This window comes from Oryzomicrobium terrae (assembly GCF_008274805.1).
Classification (GTDB): Bacteria; Pseudomonadota; Gammaproteobacteria; order Burkholderiales; family Rhodocyclaceae; genus Oryzomicrobium; species Oryzomicrobium terrae.
This window is the reverse complement of the sequence record NZ_CP022579.1, coordinates 2,602,232-2,617,289: the sequence shown is the minus strand read 5'-3', so window position 1 is coordinate 2,617,289 and position 15,058 is coordinate 2,602,232. Positions and strand designations below refer to the sequence as shown.

12 protein-coding genes are annotated in these 15,058 nt (G+C 67.7%); 10 read left to right on the top strand and 2 right to left on the bottom strand.

The features are described 5' to 3' along the window. From OTERR_RS11825 to OTERR_RS16600, 5 genes are all read left to right on the top strand, one after another. Nucleotides 1-1,434, top strand: a complete 1,434-nt coding sequence (locus OTERR_RS11825) for a LutB/LldF family L-lactate oxidation iron-sulfur protein (RefSeq protein ID WP_149425881.1) — start codon at nucleotides 1-3, stop codon at nucleotides 1,432-1,434. 66 nt (nucleotides 1,435-1,500) lie between these two features. Further along, on the top strand, nucleotides 1,501-2,205 hold the full coding sequence (locus tag OTERR_RS11820; protein WP_149425880.1) for an aldehyde dehydrogenase family protein: 705 nt from the start codon (nucleotides 1,501-1,503) through the stop codon (nucleotides 2,203-2,205). Between the two features lie 142 nt (nucleotides 2,206-2,347). Continuing rightward, nucleotides 2,348-2,818: a Dps family protein gene (locus tag OTERR_RS11815; protein ID WP_054621221.1), complete on the top strand. Its 471-nt coding sequence runs from the start codon at nucleotides 2,348-2,350 to the stop codon at nucleotides 2,816-2,818. Nucleotides 2,819-2,834: 16 nt separating this feature from the next. After that, complete coding sequence (locus OTERR_RS11810) at nucleotides 2,835-3,791, top strand: D-2-hydroxyacid dehydrogenase (protein ID WP_149425879.1); 957 nt, start codon at nucleotides 2,835-2,837, stop codon at nucleotides 3,789-3,791. Between the two features lie 35 nt (nucleotides 3,792-3,826). After that, entirely contained in the window at nucleotides 3,827-4,522 is a 696-nt protein-coding gene (locus OTERR_RS16600; protein WP_149425878.1) for a LutC/YkgG family protein, read from the top strand. A 170-nt stretch (nucleotides 4,523-4,692) separates the two neighbouring features. Here the strand turns inward: OTERR_RS16600 and OTERR_RS11800 are convergent, their stop codons facing one another. Further along, on the bottom strand, nucleotides 4,693-5,247 hold the full coding sequence (locus OTERR_RS11800) for a DUF3429 domain-containing protein (protein WP_223115945.1): 555 nt from the start codon (nucleotides 5,245-5,247) through the stop codon (nucleotides 4,693-4,695). A gap of 254 nt (nucleotides 5,248-5,501) precedes the next feature. On the opposite strand from OTERR_RS11800, the gene OTERR_RS11795 reads away from it, so the two are divergent. The 3 genes from OTERR_RS11795 (at nucleotide 5,502) to OTERR_RS11785 (ending at nucleotide 9,490) form a co-directional block, all read left to right on the top strand. Further along, nucleotides 5,502-6,032 (top strand): MarR family winged helix-turn-helix transcriptional regulator, encoded by a 531-nt coding sequence (locus tag OTERR_RS11795; RefSeq protein ID WP_246154151.1) that lies wholly within the window; start codon nucleotides 5,502-5,504, stop codon nucleotides 6,030-6,032. Nucleotides 6,033-6,253: 221 nt separating this feature from the next. Further along, nucleotides 6,254-7,519 (top strand): putative Na+/H+ antiporter, encoded by a 1,266-nt coding sequence (locus OTERR_RS11790; protein ID WP_223115944.1) that lies wholly within the window; start codon nucleotides 6,254-6,256, stop codon nucleotides 7,517-7,519. A 12-nt stretch (nucleotides 7,520-7,531) separates the two neighbouring features. After that, complete coding sequence (locus OTERR_RS11785; protein ID WP_246154150.1) at nucleotides 7,532-9,490, top strand: monovalent cation:proton antiporter family protein; 1,959 nt, start codon at nucleotides 7,532-7,534, stop codon at nucleotides 9,488-9,490. Nucleotides 9,491-9,783: 293 nt separating this feature from the next. Here OTERR_RS11785 and OTERR_RS11780 read toward each other — a convergent pair whose 3' ends face one another. Beyond that, complete coding sequence (locus OTERR_RS11780) at nucleotides 9,784-11,412, bottom strand: methyl-accepting chemotaxis protein (RefSeq protein ID WP_149425877.1); 1,629 nt, start codon at nucleotides 11,410-11,412, stop codon at nucleotides 9,784-9,786. 435 nt (nucleotides 11,413-11,847) lie between these two features. Between OTERR_RS11780 and OTERR_RS11775 the strand changes: the two genes are divergently transcribed. Both OTERR_RS11775 and OTERR_RS11770 read left to right on the top strand, forming a co-directional pair. Continuing rightward, on the top strand, nucleotides 11,848-12,732 hold the full coding sequence (locus tag OTERR_RS11775) for an NAD(P)-dependent oxidoreductase (RefSeq protein ID WP_149425876.1): 885 nt from the start codon (nucleotides 11,848-11,850) through the stop codon (nucleotides 12,730-12,732). Nucleotides 12,733-12,768: 36 nt separating this feature from the next. Next, on the top strand, nucleotides 12,769-15,006 hold the full coding sequence (locus OTERR_RS11770) for a diguanylate cyclase domain-containing protein (RefSeq protein ID WP_149425875.1): 2,238 nt from the start codon (nucleotides 12,769-12,771) through the stop codon (nucleotides 15,004-15,006). Nucleotides 15,007-15,058 lie beyond the last annotated feature (52 nt).

Genomic DNA, 15,058 nt, shown 5'->3' with positions numbered 1-15,058 from the left:
GTGGAAGTCCGTTCCATCGAATTCAAGCAGCGCGCCTCCGAGCGCGCCATCGACGGTTCCCTGCAGGGCAAGCTGAAGACCGCCAAGGGCCTGTTCGTCGGCGGCCGGGCCCGCGCCGTGGCCCGCTTCGACGCCGAGGGCGGCGACTTCGAGGCCCTGCGCGACATCGGCCGCGGCATCCGCGACGAGGTGCTCGACAACCTGGACGTGTGGCTGGAAACCTTCGAGCAGAACGCCACCGCCCGGGGCGCCACCGTGCTGTGGGCCCGGGACGGGGCCGAGATCAGCCGCCTGGTGGTGGAGATCGCCCAGCGCCACGGGGTGAAGAAGGCCATCAAGTCCAAGTCCATGCTCTCGGAAGAGGCCGGGCTGAACGAGGCCCTGGAGGCCGTAGGCGTCGCCTCGATCGAGACCGACCTGGGCGAGTACATCATCCAGCTCGCCAAGGAGCCGCCGTCCCACATCATTGCCCCGGCCATCCACAAGAACAAGGAAGAGGTCGCCGACCTCTTCGAACAGCACCACCACAAGCCGCGCAAGACCGAGATCGCCGAGATGACCCGGGAGGCACGGGAGGTGCTGCGCAGCCATTTCGTCTCCGCCGACATGGGCATCACCGGCGGCAACTTCCTGGTGGCCGAGACCGGCTCGGTGGCCCTAGTGACCAACGAGGGCAACGGCCGCATGGTCACCACCCTGCCCAAGGTGCACGTGGCGGTAGTGGGGGTGGAAAAGGTCATCCCCAGCCTCAACGACCTGGCGGCGCTGATGCGCCTGCTGCCCCGCTCGGCCACCGGCCAGACCATCTCCAACTACGTGTCGCTGCTCACCGGGGTCAAGGCCGAGGCCGACCGGGACGGTCCCGAGCACCTCTACTTCATCCTGGTGGATAACGGCCGGGTCGGCCTGGTCGGCTCCGAATTCCAGGAGATGCTGCGCTGCATCCGCTGCGGCGCCTGCATGAACCATTGCCCGGTGTACCAGACCATCGGCGGCCACGCCTACGGCTGGGTCTACCCCGGTCCCATGGGCTCGGTGCTGACGCCGCTGTACACCGGCCTGGACAAGGCGCCGGACCTGCCCCACGCCGCTACTCTGTGCAACCAGTGCGGCGTGGTCTGCCCGGTCAAGATCCCCTTGCCCGAGCTGTTGCGCAAGCTGCGCGAGAAGCAGGTGCAGACCGGCGTCGGCACCGCCACGGCCAAGGCCGAGCGGCGCGCCCTCAAGCTGTGGGGCTTCGCAGCACGTCACCCGCGGCTGTACGCCTTCGGCACCCGGATTGCCACCCGCTACCTGAAGTGGCTGGCCGGCGGCAAAGACCGCATCCAGACCCTCAGCATGGTGCCGGAATGGACCAAGGGTCGCGATTTTCCCGCCCCCGAGGGCAAGACCTTCCGCGAGCTGTACGCGCAACGGGCCGCCCGGCGCGGCTGACCTCCGTTTTCGAACCTCTTCCGCGACTGACGCCACCGTCCGTTCCGTTTCCACAGGCTGCTTCCCATGATGACCTCTTCCGACGCCCCCGCCCTGCCGCTCTGGATCGGCGGACGCGCCTTCCTCACCGTCACCCCGGGCTTTTTCGACCTGGCCGACGCCAGCGGCCAGGTACGCTACCGGGTGCCCCTGGGCGGCGCCGACGAACTGGCCGAGGCGGTGCGCTCCTGCCAGCGCGCCTTGCCCGGCTGGTCCGCCACCGCCCCGGCCGAGCGCGCTGCCCGCCTGCTTGCCCTGGCGGAGAGCGTCGAAACCTATGCCGGGCATCTGGTCAAGTTGATTACCGAGGATACCGGCGCTGCCATGGACGCCGCCCAGGCCGAAGTGGCCGCCGCCGTCGCCGCCCTGCGCGCCGCAGCCGGCACCCTGGAAACCAAGGCCACAAGCCAATCTCCAGAGGTGGTGGCTGTAATGGCAGATTCCACGCGGTGTTTCGAGGGACTGGTCGCAAAGTCCGCGCCAGTATTGGCGTTTGGCGGGGTGGTGATTTTGAAACCCAGCCCCCGGGGCCCCTCCGCGGCGGTGGCCCTGGCCGAACTGGCGACCCGGGCCGGTTTGCCCGATGGCGCGGTGAACCTGGTGCACGGCGACGATGCCTTGGTGGCCGCCCTGGCCGCCAGCCCGGAAGTGGCCCGGGTGTTGTTTGCCGGCGAGGAGGCCCTGGCGGTCAAACTTCGGCAAAAACTCGGCGACCGTTTGGTGGCAGCATAAAGACCCGGGTCGGGTAGTTTGTGGCCGCCCCCTCGGGCCGCGCCACGGACGTTGGGGCCGACCTGACAGCGCCTGCCACCCGGTTCATGATGTACTCGTAGTTCGTGCGTTTCCGTCTGTACGCAATCACAAGGAGAAGACCATGCAGATCGATATCGGCATCACCGAGAAGGACCGCAAGAAAATCGCCGAGGGCCTCTCCAAGCTCCTCGCCGACACCTACACGCTCTACCTGAAGACCCACAACTTCCACTGGAACGTCACCGGCCCCATGTTCAACACCTTGCACCTGATGTTCGAGGCGCAGTACAACGAACTGGCTCTGGCCGTGGACCTGGTGGCCGAGCGCATCCGCTCCCTGGGCTTCCCCGCCCCGGGCACCTACTCCGAGTACGCCAAGCTGTCCTCCATCCCCGAGCCCAAGGGCGTGCCCAAGGCCGAGAAGATGATCGAGGAGCTGGTGGCCGGCCAGGAAGCCGTGGTGCGCACCGCCCGGGCGATCTTCCCCGCCGCCGAGAAGGCCCGCGACGAAGCCACTGCCGACCTGCTCACCCAGCGCATCCAGCTCCACGAGAAGACCGCGTGGATGCTGCGCAGCCTGCTCGAAAAGTAATCCCGGGCACCCTGCCATGCACCGCATCGCGTACCTCGAGCGGGAATCGATCCGGGCGGACGTGCGCCGCCCGGCGTTTGCCCATGAGTGGGTGGAATATTCCCGCACCGTGCCGGCCGAGCTCGACGCCCGGCTGGCCGGCGTGACCATCGCCATCGTCAATAAGCTGCCGTTCACCGCCGAGCTGATCGGCCGGTTGCCGGACCTGAAGATGATCGCCGTGGCCGCCACCGGCACCAACAACGTGGACCTGGCCGCCTGCCAGGCCCGCGGCATCGTCGTTTCCAACATCCGCGGCTACGCCCGCCAGACCGTGCCCGAGCATGCCCTGGCCCTGCTCATGGCCCTGTCGCGCAACCTGGTGGCCTACCGGGCCAGCGTGCAGGACGGGCGCTGGCAGCGTTCCGACCAGTTCTGCTTCTTCGACCACCCGATCCGCGACCTGCACGGCCAGACCCTGGGCGTGATCGGCTCCGGCGACCTGGGCGATGGCTTCGCCCGCCTGGCCGAGGCCCTGGGCATGACCGTGCTCAAGGCCGAGCGCAAGGGTGCCGCCACGGTACGCCCTGGCTACACCGCCTTCGACCGGGTGATTGCCGCGAGCGACGCCATCTCCCTGCATTGCCCCCTGACGCCGGAAACCCGCCACCTGATCGGCGCGGCCGAACTGGCGGCGATGAAGCCCACGGCCCTGCTCATCAATACCGCCCGGGGCGGGCTGGTGGACGAGGCCGCCCTGGCCGCCGCCCTGCGCGCCGGCACCATCGGCGGCGCCGGTTTCGATGTGCTCACCGAGGAGCCGCCCAAGGACGACAACCCGCTGCTGGCACCGGACGTCCTGGCCCTGCCCAACTTCATCCTCACGCCCCACGTGGCCTGGGCCAGCGCCCCGGCCATGCAGGCCCTGGCCGATCAGCTGATCGACAACATCGAAGCCTTCGCCCGGGGCGAGCCGCGCAACCGCGTGGCCTGATCCCGCCTTTCCCCTTCCGCTGTGGTCCTGTTTTCATGAGCCTTTCCGATCCCGCTGCCCGGGCCGATATCCGGGCTTCCATTCTCGGTCGCCTGCGCGACACCCTGGGCGCCGATCCGGCCGCCGTGGCTGCGCGCCGCGCCTCGGTGGAGGCCCGCCTGGGCCTCGCCGTGCCGGCCACGGCGCCCGCCCTGGCCGATGACCCGGAGGCGCTCCTGAGCCGCTTCCAGGGCGAGGCGGAACAATTGGCATCGACGGTCGCCGTGGTGGAAGGCTGGGGCAGCGTACCGGCGGCCGTGGCCGCCTATCTGGCGGAAAAGGGGTTGGATACCCAGGGGGTGATCGCCCCGGAACTGGCGGCGCTGCCCTGGGCCGGAGCCGGCCTGGCAGTGGAACCCCGGGAGGCGCGGGACGCCGACCTGCTCGGCATCACCGGCTGCTTCTGCGCCATCGCCGAAACCGGCACCCTGATGCTGCTGTCGGCCCCCGGATCGCCGGCCACGGTCAGCCTGCTGCCGGAAACCCATGTGGCCCTGATCCCGGTTTCCCGCCTGGTACCGACCATGGAAGCCGCCTTCGCCCGGTTGCGGGAAACGGCCCCGGGAGGCCAGCCGCCGCGGGCAGTGAACTTCATTTCCGGACCGTCCCGTACCGGGGATATCGAACAGACTCTGGTGCTTGGCGCCCACGGCCCGTACCGGGTCCATTTGATTCTGATCCGCGGCGCCTGAACGCCGCTACCTCCCGCCGCAACCGGCCCCCAGGCCGGTGGAGGCGGTGGAAGGGAGGCGGTGGAAGCGGTGGAAGTGGGGTTTTGCCCCCTCGTGCCGATTGACGGCGTGGCGCGGCGATTCGTCGTTGCTATCGGGGCATCGCCGCCCGATCCTGTGCCGGATCGGGCTCAAACCTCCAGGCCGACGGACTCGGCCGGACAGGTCAGTTGGGCCGGCACCAGGTCCGGCGGGCCGGCCGGGTTGAGCAGCAGCATGGCGATCGCCAGGGTCAGCGCCAGGGTGGCGCCCACGGTCAGCACCGTGCGCAGGGTGACGTACCAGGAGGGCAGGCCCAGGCGCCGGGCCCAGACTGCGTCCACCGCGAAGTGCACCCAGAACATCGTCACCAGCAGAATCAGGTCGAAGCCGGCCGGCAGCACCATCGCGGCCCAGGCGCACAGGGCCGGCACCACGCTCCAGGCCAGCAAGCGGGTACGGATGGCGGGTTGATCCGCCGCCGCCGTCATGGCGAAGGCCCAGTGCAGGGCACCGACGAAGCTGAGTATGACCGCCCCGTAGGACACCAGGACGAAGAGCAGGAACCCCCGGTAGTCGGTGCCGAACAGGGCCATGGCTCCGACCAGGGTGAAAAAGGGTACCAACCCGCCAAAGCCCAGCCACCGTACGGCGACCGGCATGGTCGCCTCCCTGGGGAAGGCGTCGTTTGCGATGTGGGCGGTCATGGTGCAACTCCTCCCGGACGAGGCGCGGGACTGGATGGGGGGTAATCTCTACTATTGATCCCCTGTTCAGACCCGCCGGGGGCGGGCAAGTTCTGCCCCGGATGTGCAACCGTTTGTTTTGATTTACGACAAATCCGGTTCGAGTTTTTGCCGGATTTGGTATTACTTTTGGCCGAGCGTGAGATTTGCCATGGTGGCAAATATATAGCCGGTGTTAAGTTTAAAAATCCAATTAAAAACAAACTTATACCGCCTTGAACTCCCCGCTCACCCCCCCCCTTCCCGATGCACTGCGCCATGATGCGGCCCCCTCCGAAGTGGAGGTCTTGCAGCAGTTCCGTTTGATCTTCCGCGCCGTGAAGCGCCACTTCCAGAGCGTCGAGGAAGCCTGTGGCGTGTCCGGTGCCCAGCTGTGGGCTCTGGCCCAGATCGCCGGCCAGCCCGGTATCAAGGTGGGGGAACTGGCCAAGGCCCTGGCGGTGCACCAGACCACCGCCAGTAACCTGGTGGACCGCCTGACCCGGTCCGGCTTCATCGAGCGCCGCCGTTCCACCCGGGACCAGCGGGTGGTCGAGCTGTATCCGTCCCATGCCGGTACGACGGCCCTGGGCCGGGCCCCCGAGCCCCTGCGCGGCGTGCTGCCCGATGCCCTGGCGGCGCTGACGCCGGCCAAGCGCCTGCAGCTGTCGCTACTGCTCACTGAGCTTACCGGTCTGATGCAAGGTCAGCCCGGCCACGACGCCACCCGCGCCGTCACCCTGGGCGATCACGGCGACGATCTGTAAGCCGTCTCCGCACCGGCCTGCCGTACGGCGGGCCGGCATATTTCTTTGTCATGTTTTTTCGCCGCGCCATGGGGGCGCAGGCGGGACTTTGTGTAAAAATCCCGTAAATACAGGGGTGCCCGGCGCTAGCGGCGTCGGCGGCCGCCGTTCGGGAGTCGCTTTCGCAACGGCAGCAGTTGGCTCCCCGCCGTTCCTGCCTTGCTTCCCCCTGCGGATTCCCCATGACGATCGTGCCGACGACCCTCGAGATCATCGCTGCCGCCCTGTTTGCCATCGCGGTCATTCATACCTTTTCCACCAAGTTCTTCGAGCGCCTCGCCCATGCCCAGCCCAAGCATGCCGGGATGTGGCACCTACTCGGCGAGGTGGAGGCGGTGTTCGGTTTCTGGGCCATGGTTCTGGTGCTCGTGCTGGCCTCCCACGATGGCTGGCACGAGGCGGTGGCCTACCTGGACGGGCGCGATTTCACCGAGCCCTTGTTCGTCTTCGTCATCATGGTGATCGCCGCCAGTCGGCCGATCCTGCGCTTCGCCTCCTGGTGCGTGAAGGTCAACGCCAGCCTGTTGCCCATGCCGCGGCAGATGGCCTTCTATTTCGTCGTGCTGTCCCTGGTGCCCTTGCTCGGCTCCTTCATCACCGAGCCGGCGGCCATGACCCTGGCGGCCCTGATGCTGCGCGAGCGCTTCTATGCCCCGGGGATCTCCAACCGGCTCAAGTACGTCACCATCGGCGTGCTGTTCGTCAACGTCTCGATCGGCGGCACCCTGACCCCCTACGCGGCGCCGCCGGTGCTGATGGTGGCGGGCAAGTGGAACTGGGACCTGGCCTTCATGTTCACCCACTTCGGCTGGAAGGCCTGGCTGGCGGTGGTGATCAACGCCTTCGCCGCGACCCTGCTGTTCGCCAAGGAGCTGCGCAAGGTGCCGGCCCTGGCACCGGCGGCCAACCATGAGCCGATGCCCCTGACCATGATCGCCCTGCACCTGCTCTTCCTTGGCGGTGTGGTGCTGACCGCCCATCATCCCAAGGTGTTCATGGGCCTGTTCCTGTTCTTCCTCGGCTTCGCCCACGCCTACCAGCGCTACCACGACCGGCTGATCCTGCGCGAAGGGCTGATGGTGGCCTTCTTCCTGGCTGGCCTGGTGACCCTGGGCGGCATGCAGAAGTGGTGGCTGCAGGACGTGCTTGCCGGCCTCTCGCCGGTGGCCCTGTACTACGGTGCCACGGCCCTCACCGCCATCACCGACAATGCCGCCCTGACCTACCTGGGCTCCCTGGTGGACGGGGTGACCGAGGCCTACAAATACGCCCTGGTGGCCGGTGCGGTCACCGGCGGCGGCCTGACCATCATCGCCAACGCCCCCAACCCGGCGGGGTTCTCCATTCTCAAGGGCCACTTCCACGACGAGTCGGTGCATCCCCTCGGGCTGTTCCTGTCGGCCCTGCCGCCGACCCTCGTCGCCATCCTCGCCTTCCAGTTGCTGTAAGCGGGGCCGGCGGTGGAAAGCTTACGGGGCGCCCTGATCCTGCTCTCGATGGGGGTGCTGTTCGTCGCCATCACGTTGCGGCTCAAGCTGCCGCCGCTGCTCGCCTACCTGGCGGCTGGCATCCTGGTCGGGCCCCACGGCCTGGCCCTGATCCCGGAAAGCCACCAGATCGACGTGCTGGCCGAGCTCGGGGTGGTCTTCCTGATGTTCTCGATCGGCCTGGAATTCAGTCTGGCCAAGCTCAAGGCCATGCACCGTCTGGTGTTCGGCCTGGGCGGCGGCCAGGTGATCCTGACCCTGCTCGGCACCGTGGCGGTGGCCCGCTTCTTCTATCACCAGGGCTGGCGCGAAGGGTTTGCCGTGGGGGCGGCGGTGGCCATGTCGTCCACCGCCATCGTCAGCAAGCTGCTGTCCGAGCGGCTGGAACTGCATTCCGACGCCGGCCGCCAGACCATGGCGGTGCTGTTGTTCCAGGACCTGGCGGTGGTGCCCCTGCTGATCACCCTGCCGGCCCTGGCCGCCAAGACCTCCGGGTTGGCGGCCTCTCTGTCCCTGGCCATGCTCCAGGCCGGCGGTGTGCTGGTGGCGATGATCTTCGTCGGCCAGAAGCTGATGCACCGCTGGTTCGACGCGGTGGTGCGGCAGCGCTCCCCCGAGCTGTTCATGCTCAACGTGCTGTGGATCGTCGTCGGCCTGTCCTTCCTCACCGCCTCCGCCGGCCTGTCCCTGGCCCTGGGCGCCTTCGTCGGCGGCATGCTGATCTCGGAGACCCTCTACCGGCACCAGGTGGAGGCCGACATCCGGCCCTTCCGCGACATCCTGCTCGGCCTGTTCTTCATTACCCTGGGCATGCAGCTCGACCTGGCCTTCGTCGCCCAGTCGATCGGCAGCGTGCTGATCGCCCTGGCTCTGCTGATCGTCGGCAAGGGCGGGGTGGTGCTGCTGCTCTGCGCGACCATGCGCAACTCCACCGACACGGCGGTGCGCACCGCCGTCCAGCTCGCCCAGGGGGGCGAGTTCGGCTTCGTGCTGCTCACCCTGGGCCTCGACCTGCACCTGGTGCCCGGCGACGTCTTCCAGGTGACCACCGCCGCCTTGCTGCTCTCCATGTTCCTCGCCCCCTTCCTGATCGCCCGGGCGGGCAAGGTGGGCAAGCGCCTGTCGGCCAAGGACTTCGCCCAGCGTGCCAAGATGGTCCAGGACGTGGCGGCCCGGGCCATGGACATCGAAGACCACGTGATCGTCTGCGGTTTCGGCCGCAGCGGCCAGACCATCGCCCGCTTCCTGGAGGTGGAGGGCATTCCCTTCATCGCCTTGGACGTGGACCCGGTGCGCATCGAGCAGGCCCAGACCGCCGGCGAGCGGGTGGTGTTCGGCAACGCCGACCGCCTCGAAGTGCTGATGGCCGCCGGCCTGCAACGCGCCCGGGCCGTGGTCATCACCTACAACGACCTGGCCGCCACCGAGAAGGCCCTCTTTCACACCCGGGACGCCCGGCCCGACATGCCGGTGGTGGTGCGTTCCGCCGACGACACCCATATCGACCACCTGAAGAATCTGGGCGCCACCGAGGTCATTCCCGAGGTGATCGAGGGCAGCCTGATGATGGCCGCCCAGACCCTGGCCGAGCTCGGGGTGCCGGTGGAGCGCGCCGTGGGCCAGGTGCGCGCCGCCCGGGCCGAACGCTATGGCAAGCTGAAGAGCTATTACCGGGGCGAGAAGGACCGCATGAAGCGGCTGGCCGAGGAAAAGGGCGTGTTCGTGGTGGAGGCCGGCAGCCCCACCGTGGGGCGCCTGCTCGGCGAGGTGGTGCCCGCCGGCAGCACGGTGCGGGTCGAACGGGTCAAGCGGGGTGAAGTGCGCATCGACAACCCGGCGGCCGAGCTGGTCCTGGAAGGCGGCGACGTGCTGCTCCTGTCCGGCCCGCCCGAGGCCTTGCTGCGCCTGGAGAAAAAACTGGCGGCCGGGTAGGGCGGCCTGGCCGTCCTACCGTCCAACCGTTCCACCTGGCTGGCGGTGCGGGCCCTCCCGCCGCGCTGCCGGCCACGGCGCCATCTTTCCCGATCCGGCACCGTACCCGGCCCGCTCCCGCTCCCGCTGTCGCGCTGCCGCTGCATCCGGAAGTTGGTCGCCAACAATGCATGGGCTGAAAACCAAGAAGGGGCGCGGTTCTCCAGGTGGCATGCCTGAAGAACCGCGCCCCTTCTGCCTTTCAGAGGGTACCATCTGGAGATCGGCTACTGGCGCGGGGTTTAGCCTGGTGGCTACATGCGGAAGGCGTCCACCGTCTGGCGCAGGGAGCCGGACAACTGCTCCAGCTCGCCGGCCGACGCTTCGGCGCTCTTCACCACCGCGGCGTTTTCCTCCGCCATCTGGGCGATGGCTTCGATGTTGCGGGCGATTTCGGTGGAGGCGGCGCTCTGCTCCGACAGGGCGGCGGAAATGTCGCCGATCACTTCCAGCACCCGCTCCGAACCGTCGCGGATCTGCTGGATCGCCGCACCGGCCTGGCGGGCTTCCACCACCCCTTCCTCGACTTGGCTGACGCCGGTCTCGATGCTGCTCACCGCTTCCCGGGTGCCGTCCTGGATGCGGGTCACCGTATCGGCGATCTGGGCGGTGGATTGGCTGGTGCGCTCGGCCAGTTTGCGTACTTCGTCGGCCACTACGGCGAAACCGCGGCCCGCTTCGCCGGCCCGGGCCGCCTCGATGGCGGCGTTGAGGGCGAGCAGGTTGGTCTGGTCGGCGATGTCGCGAATCACCGTCACCACCTGGGAGACCTCCTGGGATTGCTCGCCCAGGCGCTGCACGATACCAGCGGCGGTCTTCACCGTTTCCGCCACCTGGACGATGTCGCCCAGGGCCGCTTCGATCACCTGGCTGCCTTCGCTCGACAGACGGCGCGAGTCCTCGGCCAGGTGGCGGGCCTCGGCGGCGTTGTCGGCCAGAGTGCGCACGCTCACCGTCATTTCCTCCACCGAGGCGGCAATCGCCGACGAGGCTTCGCTCTGCCGCGCCGCACCGATCGAGACTTCACCGGCGGCGTGGGTCACCTGGCCGGCGGAGTCGCGCACCGAGGCGGCGTCGCCGTGGATCTTGCCGACCAGCTCGCGCAGCCGCTCCTGCATGGTCTTGACCGAGGCCAGCAGGCTGGTCCGGTCGCCGGGGCGCACCGCCAGGGGGTGGGTCAGATCGCCGCCGGCGATCCGTCCGACCACTTCCTTGACCAGGGCCGGCTCCGCCCCCAGGTCGGCGAACAGCTGGCGGATGATCAGGCTGGCCAGCACCCCGGCGAGCACCACGCCGAGTACGGCAATGGCGAGCAGGGTGACGATCTGGCGTTGCACCGAGTCCTGGGCGTGCTCGCCGAACTGGGCGGTCTGCTCTTCTTCGTACTTGACCAGGTTGCGCACCGCCTCCAGGTACTTGGCCTGCAGATGGCGGGTTTCATTGAAGAGCAGGTTAAAGGCTTCATCCCGCTGGCCGGCCCGGGCCAGGTTGAGGTAGCGCTCCTCGCTATCCACGTAGGGCTTGCGGCTGGCCTGCACTGCATCGAGCAGGGCCTTCTCTTCCTCGCCCCGCAGCTTGGCTTCCAGCTTGCTCATCTGCCCGACCGTGGCATCGCGCAGCTTTTCGACTTTTCCTATCTCGTCGCGCACTTCGTCGGGCTTGGTGAGCAGCAGGACCGAGCGGGTGTGGCGGGAGCGCTGCAGCAGATCGATGACGACCTCGTTGGCGATGGCGGTCTTGACCTGGCGCTCGTCGACGATGATGCGGATATCTTCGCGCAGGGCACGCAGATTGACGATGGCGGTGCCGGCGGCCCCGATCAGCAACAGGATGATCAATGTGAAGCCGCCGATCAGGCGGGCTTTCACCGAAAGCGCTTGCATGGATGTTCCTTGTAAGGGGGGGGGGGTAAATCTTATGGAATGTTCAATGAAAATTATACCGGCGTTCTTTTATTGCTTCCATAAAACCATATTTACTTTCATTTCAATTTGTAGCTCAATGATTTTAATGATTTAACAAGATCGAAATATATTTTTTTCGCATTGCGCGTAATTGCTTGTTGGTGTGTCCGTTGTTTCGAAATGGTGAATCTTGGTTTTTTTGGGCGGCTTCGCCGGGGCCCGGCAGGACGCCACCGTGTCGCCTGGTTAAACCCAGGGCCAGGGCCGCAACCGCCATTCCGGCCGTCGCAGGTGGCGACGTTTCGCGCCGGGGGTGATGCATTGCACGGGCGGCCCGAAAAACCCGGGGAAGGGCAGTAGAGAAAGCCTTGGTTTGATTGCTACACTCAACTACCCACCCAACGGAGAAAGACAATGAAAATCGCATTCATCGGCCTGGGCATCATGGGCCGCCCGATGGCCCTCAATTTGCTCAAGGCCGGCCATGACGTGACCGTCTGGGCCCGCCGCGCCGAATCCATGGCGCCGCTCGCCGAGGCCGGCGCCAAGACCGCCGCGAGCCCGGCCGAGGCCGTGCGCGACGTCAAGGTGGTCATCTCCATGGTGGCCGATGCCCCCGACGTGGAGCAGGTGATGCTGGGCGACAACAGCGTCGCCGCCGGGGCCGAAGCCACCGGCCGGCGCGACCTGGTGGCGGTGGACATGAGCACCATCGCCCCCTCCGCCGCCAAGGCCATCGGCGAGAAGCTCGCCGCCCGGGGCGTGGATTTCCTCGATGCGCCGGTGTCCGGCGGCGACGTGGGGGCCATTGCCGGCACCCTGTCGATCATGGTCGGCGGTTCCGAGGCCGGTTTTGCCAAGGCCAAGCCGGCCTTCGAGGCCATGGGCAAGACCGTGGTGCATGTGGGCGCCTCCGGCGCCGGCCAGATCACCAAGGCCTGCAACCAGATCCTCACCGGCGTCCACGTCATGGCCACTGCCGAGGCCTTCACCCTGGCGCGCCGCGCCGGCGTCGATCCCTACAAGGTGCGCGAGGCCCTGATGGGCGGTTCGGCCTACAGCCGCGTGCTGGAAAACCACGGCAAGCGCATGCTCGACGGCAACTTCAAGCCCGGCTTCAAGTCCTGGATGCACCAGAAGGACTTGAACATCGTCATGAATAGCGCTCATGAGCTGGGGCTGTGCCTGCCCAGCACCGCCGCCACGGCGCAGATGTTCAACGCCCTGGTGGGGGCCGGCTACGGCGAGGACGATTCGGTTCGCGCCCTGACCCTGCTGGAGAACATGTCCGGCAATTAAGGCAAAGGGGCCGCCGGGGGGCGGCCTTCCCTACCCATGAAAAAGAAATTGCAGGGAGAACAGGGCATCGCCGCGCGGGAGTCCCGGTCGCGGCTGATGATCGTTTTCTTCACCGTGGCGATCATGGTTGCCATCTGGGCCGCCGTGGCGACCCAGATCCACCTCAACCGGGTCAGACAGGCCGAAAGCGAAGAGGCCGACGCGGTGGCCAAAGTGCGGGCGTACGAGCAGGCCCTGGCGCGCCAGGTCGAATTGTTCGATGCCCAGCTGCAGGCCTTGCAGCATGAATGGCAGGAAGGCCCGGCCATGTTCGCCCAGACCGTGGCCGAGCTGCGCAAGGGCAGCCTGCGCCACTACGAGATCAGCGTGGCGGTGATCGATCTCGAGGGGCGCATGGTGTTCCTCGACGCCCCGGGCAGCACGGTTCCGGCCAAGCCCCTGTCGGCGGTGGGACGGGACTATTTCGACTATTTCATCCAGGCCCCCAGCCGCTCCAACCAGCTGTTCATCGGCGAGCTTGTCGCCAGCCGCCTGTCCGGCCGGATGGTGACGCCGTTCGCCCGCCCCCTGCGCGACGAGAACGGACACCTGTCGGGTGTGCTGGCCCTGGTCGTCTATCCCGAATACCTGGTTCGCCTGGGGGGCTTCATCGACCTGGAAGAGGCGGACCGGCTGATCCTGCTCGACCGCAACGGCCAGGTGGTGACCAGCACCCATCCCGAGTTGTTTGCACCGGGCAGCCACTTGAGTGGTGCCGCCAAGCCCCGGGAAGGGCAGTCCAAGGGCGTCATGCTGGTGGATGACCAGGTGATGGCCTGGAAGAGCCTGCGCGACTACCCCTTCACCATCGTCCTGCAAGCCAGCAACAGCGCCGATCGGCGCCACAGCCGGGAGATCGAGCGTTCCTACCTGCTGTTTGCCGGGCTGCCCCTGCTCGGCATGCTCGCCTTCGTCGCCCTGCTGCTGCGCGACCTGGGCCAGCGCGGCCAGGCACTGCGCAAGCTAGCGCGCAGCGAGCTGCTCGCCGCCAGCGTGGTCAATGCCATGGCTGAAGGGGTGATCCGCACCGACGGGGCGGGAATCATCCTCGACGTCAACGCGGCGGCCTCCACCATCCTCGGCATCGAGCGCGAATTCCTCATCGGCCTGTCGGCGGTCAGCGACGACTGGCTGGTGATCAAGCCCGACGGCGGCGAATGTCTCGGGGCCGACCTGCCCGCCAGCCTGGTCCTGCGCACCGGCAAGCCGCAGAAAGACATCACCCTGGGTTTTGTCCGCCCCGACGGCAGCCGCGTCTGGCTGAACACGTCGGCCCGGCCCCTGGCGGCCGAGGTGGGCGGCGGCGTGCTGATGTCGTTCTCGGACGTGACCCGGGTGATGGACAGCGTTCTGGAGGCCAGCCTGGGCAGCGCCGTGGTCCAGGCCATGGCCCAGGCCGTGGTGGTCACCGACCGCAGCGGCTGCATCGTCCGGATCAACCCCGCCTTCGAGGAACTGTACGGCTATACCCGCCGCGAGGCCGTCGGCCGTCCCGCCGGCTTCTACCGGGCCGACCGCCATGACCGGGAGTTCTACCGGCGCATGTGGTCGAGTCTGGCGGAGCGCGGTCATTGGGAAGGCGAGGTGTGGAACCGCCACCGTAACGGCGTGGCCCTGCTGGTGTGGGCGGCCATTTCGGTGGTGCGCGACGAGGCCGGCCAGGTGGCTCACTACGTGGCCCTCTACCAGGACATCACCGAGAAGAAGCGCACCGAAGAAGAAATGTGGTTCGGCGCCAACCACGACGTCCTGACCCAGTTGCCCAACCGCCGCCTGTTCAACGACCGGCTCGACAAGGCCCTGGCGGTGGCCGAGCGGGGCGCGGAAAAGGTCGGGCTGCTGTTCATCGACCTCGACCACTTCAAGCCGGTCAACGACACCTACGGCCACGCCGTGGGCGATGGCCTGCTGGTTCAGGTGGCCGGACGGCTTACGGCGCTGGTGCGGGGCAGCGACACCGTGGCCCGCCTGGCCGGCGACGAGTTCGTCATCTTGCTCACCGGGGTGGTGACGATCGACGACGTGCGGCGCGTGGCCGACGGGGTGGTGGCCGCCCTGGCCCAGCCCTTCGAGGTGGAGGCGACCACCCTGGAGATTTCCGCCAGCGTCGGCGTGGTGCTCTTCCCCGACCACGGCCACAACCTCGATGCCTTGGTCCGCGCCGCCGACCGGGCCATGTACCAGGCCAAGGCGGCGGGCCGCAACCGCTACGTCATGGCCGAGACCGGCTCCTAGGCGATCCCAGGGGCCGGCGGCGCGGCCAGGGTCCGGCCTGGGGCCGCGCCGC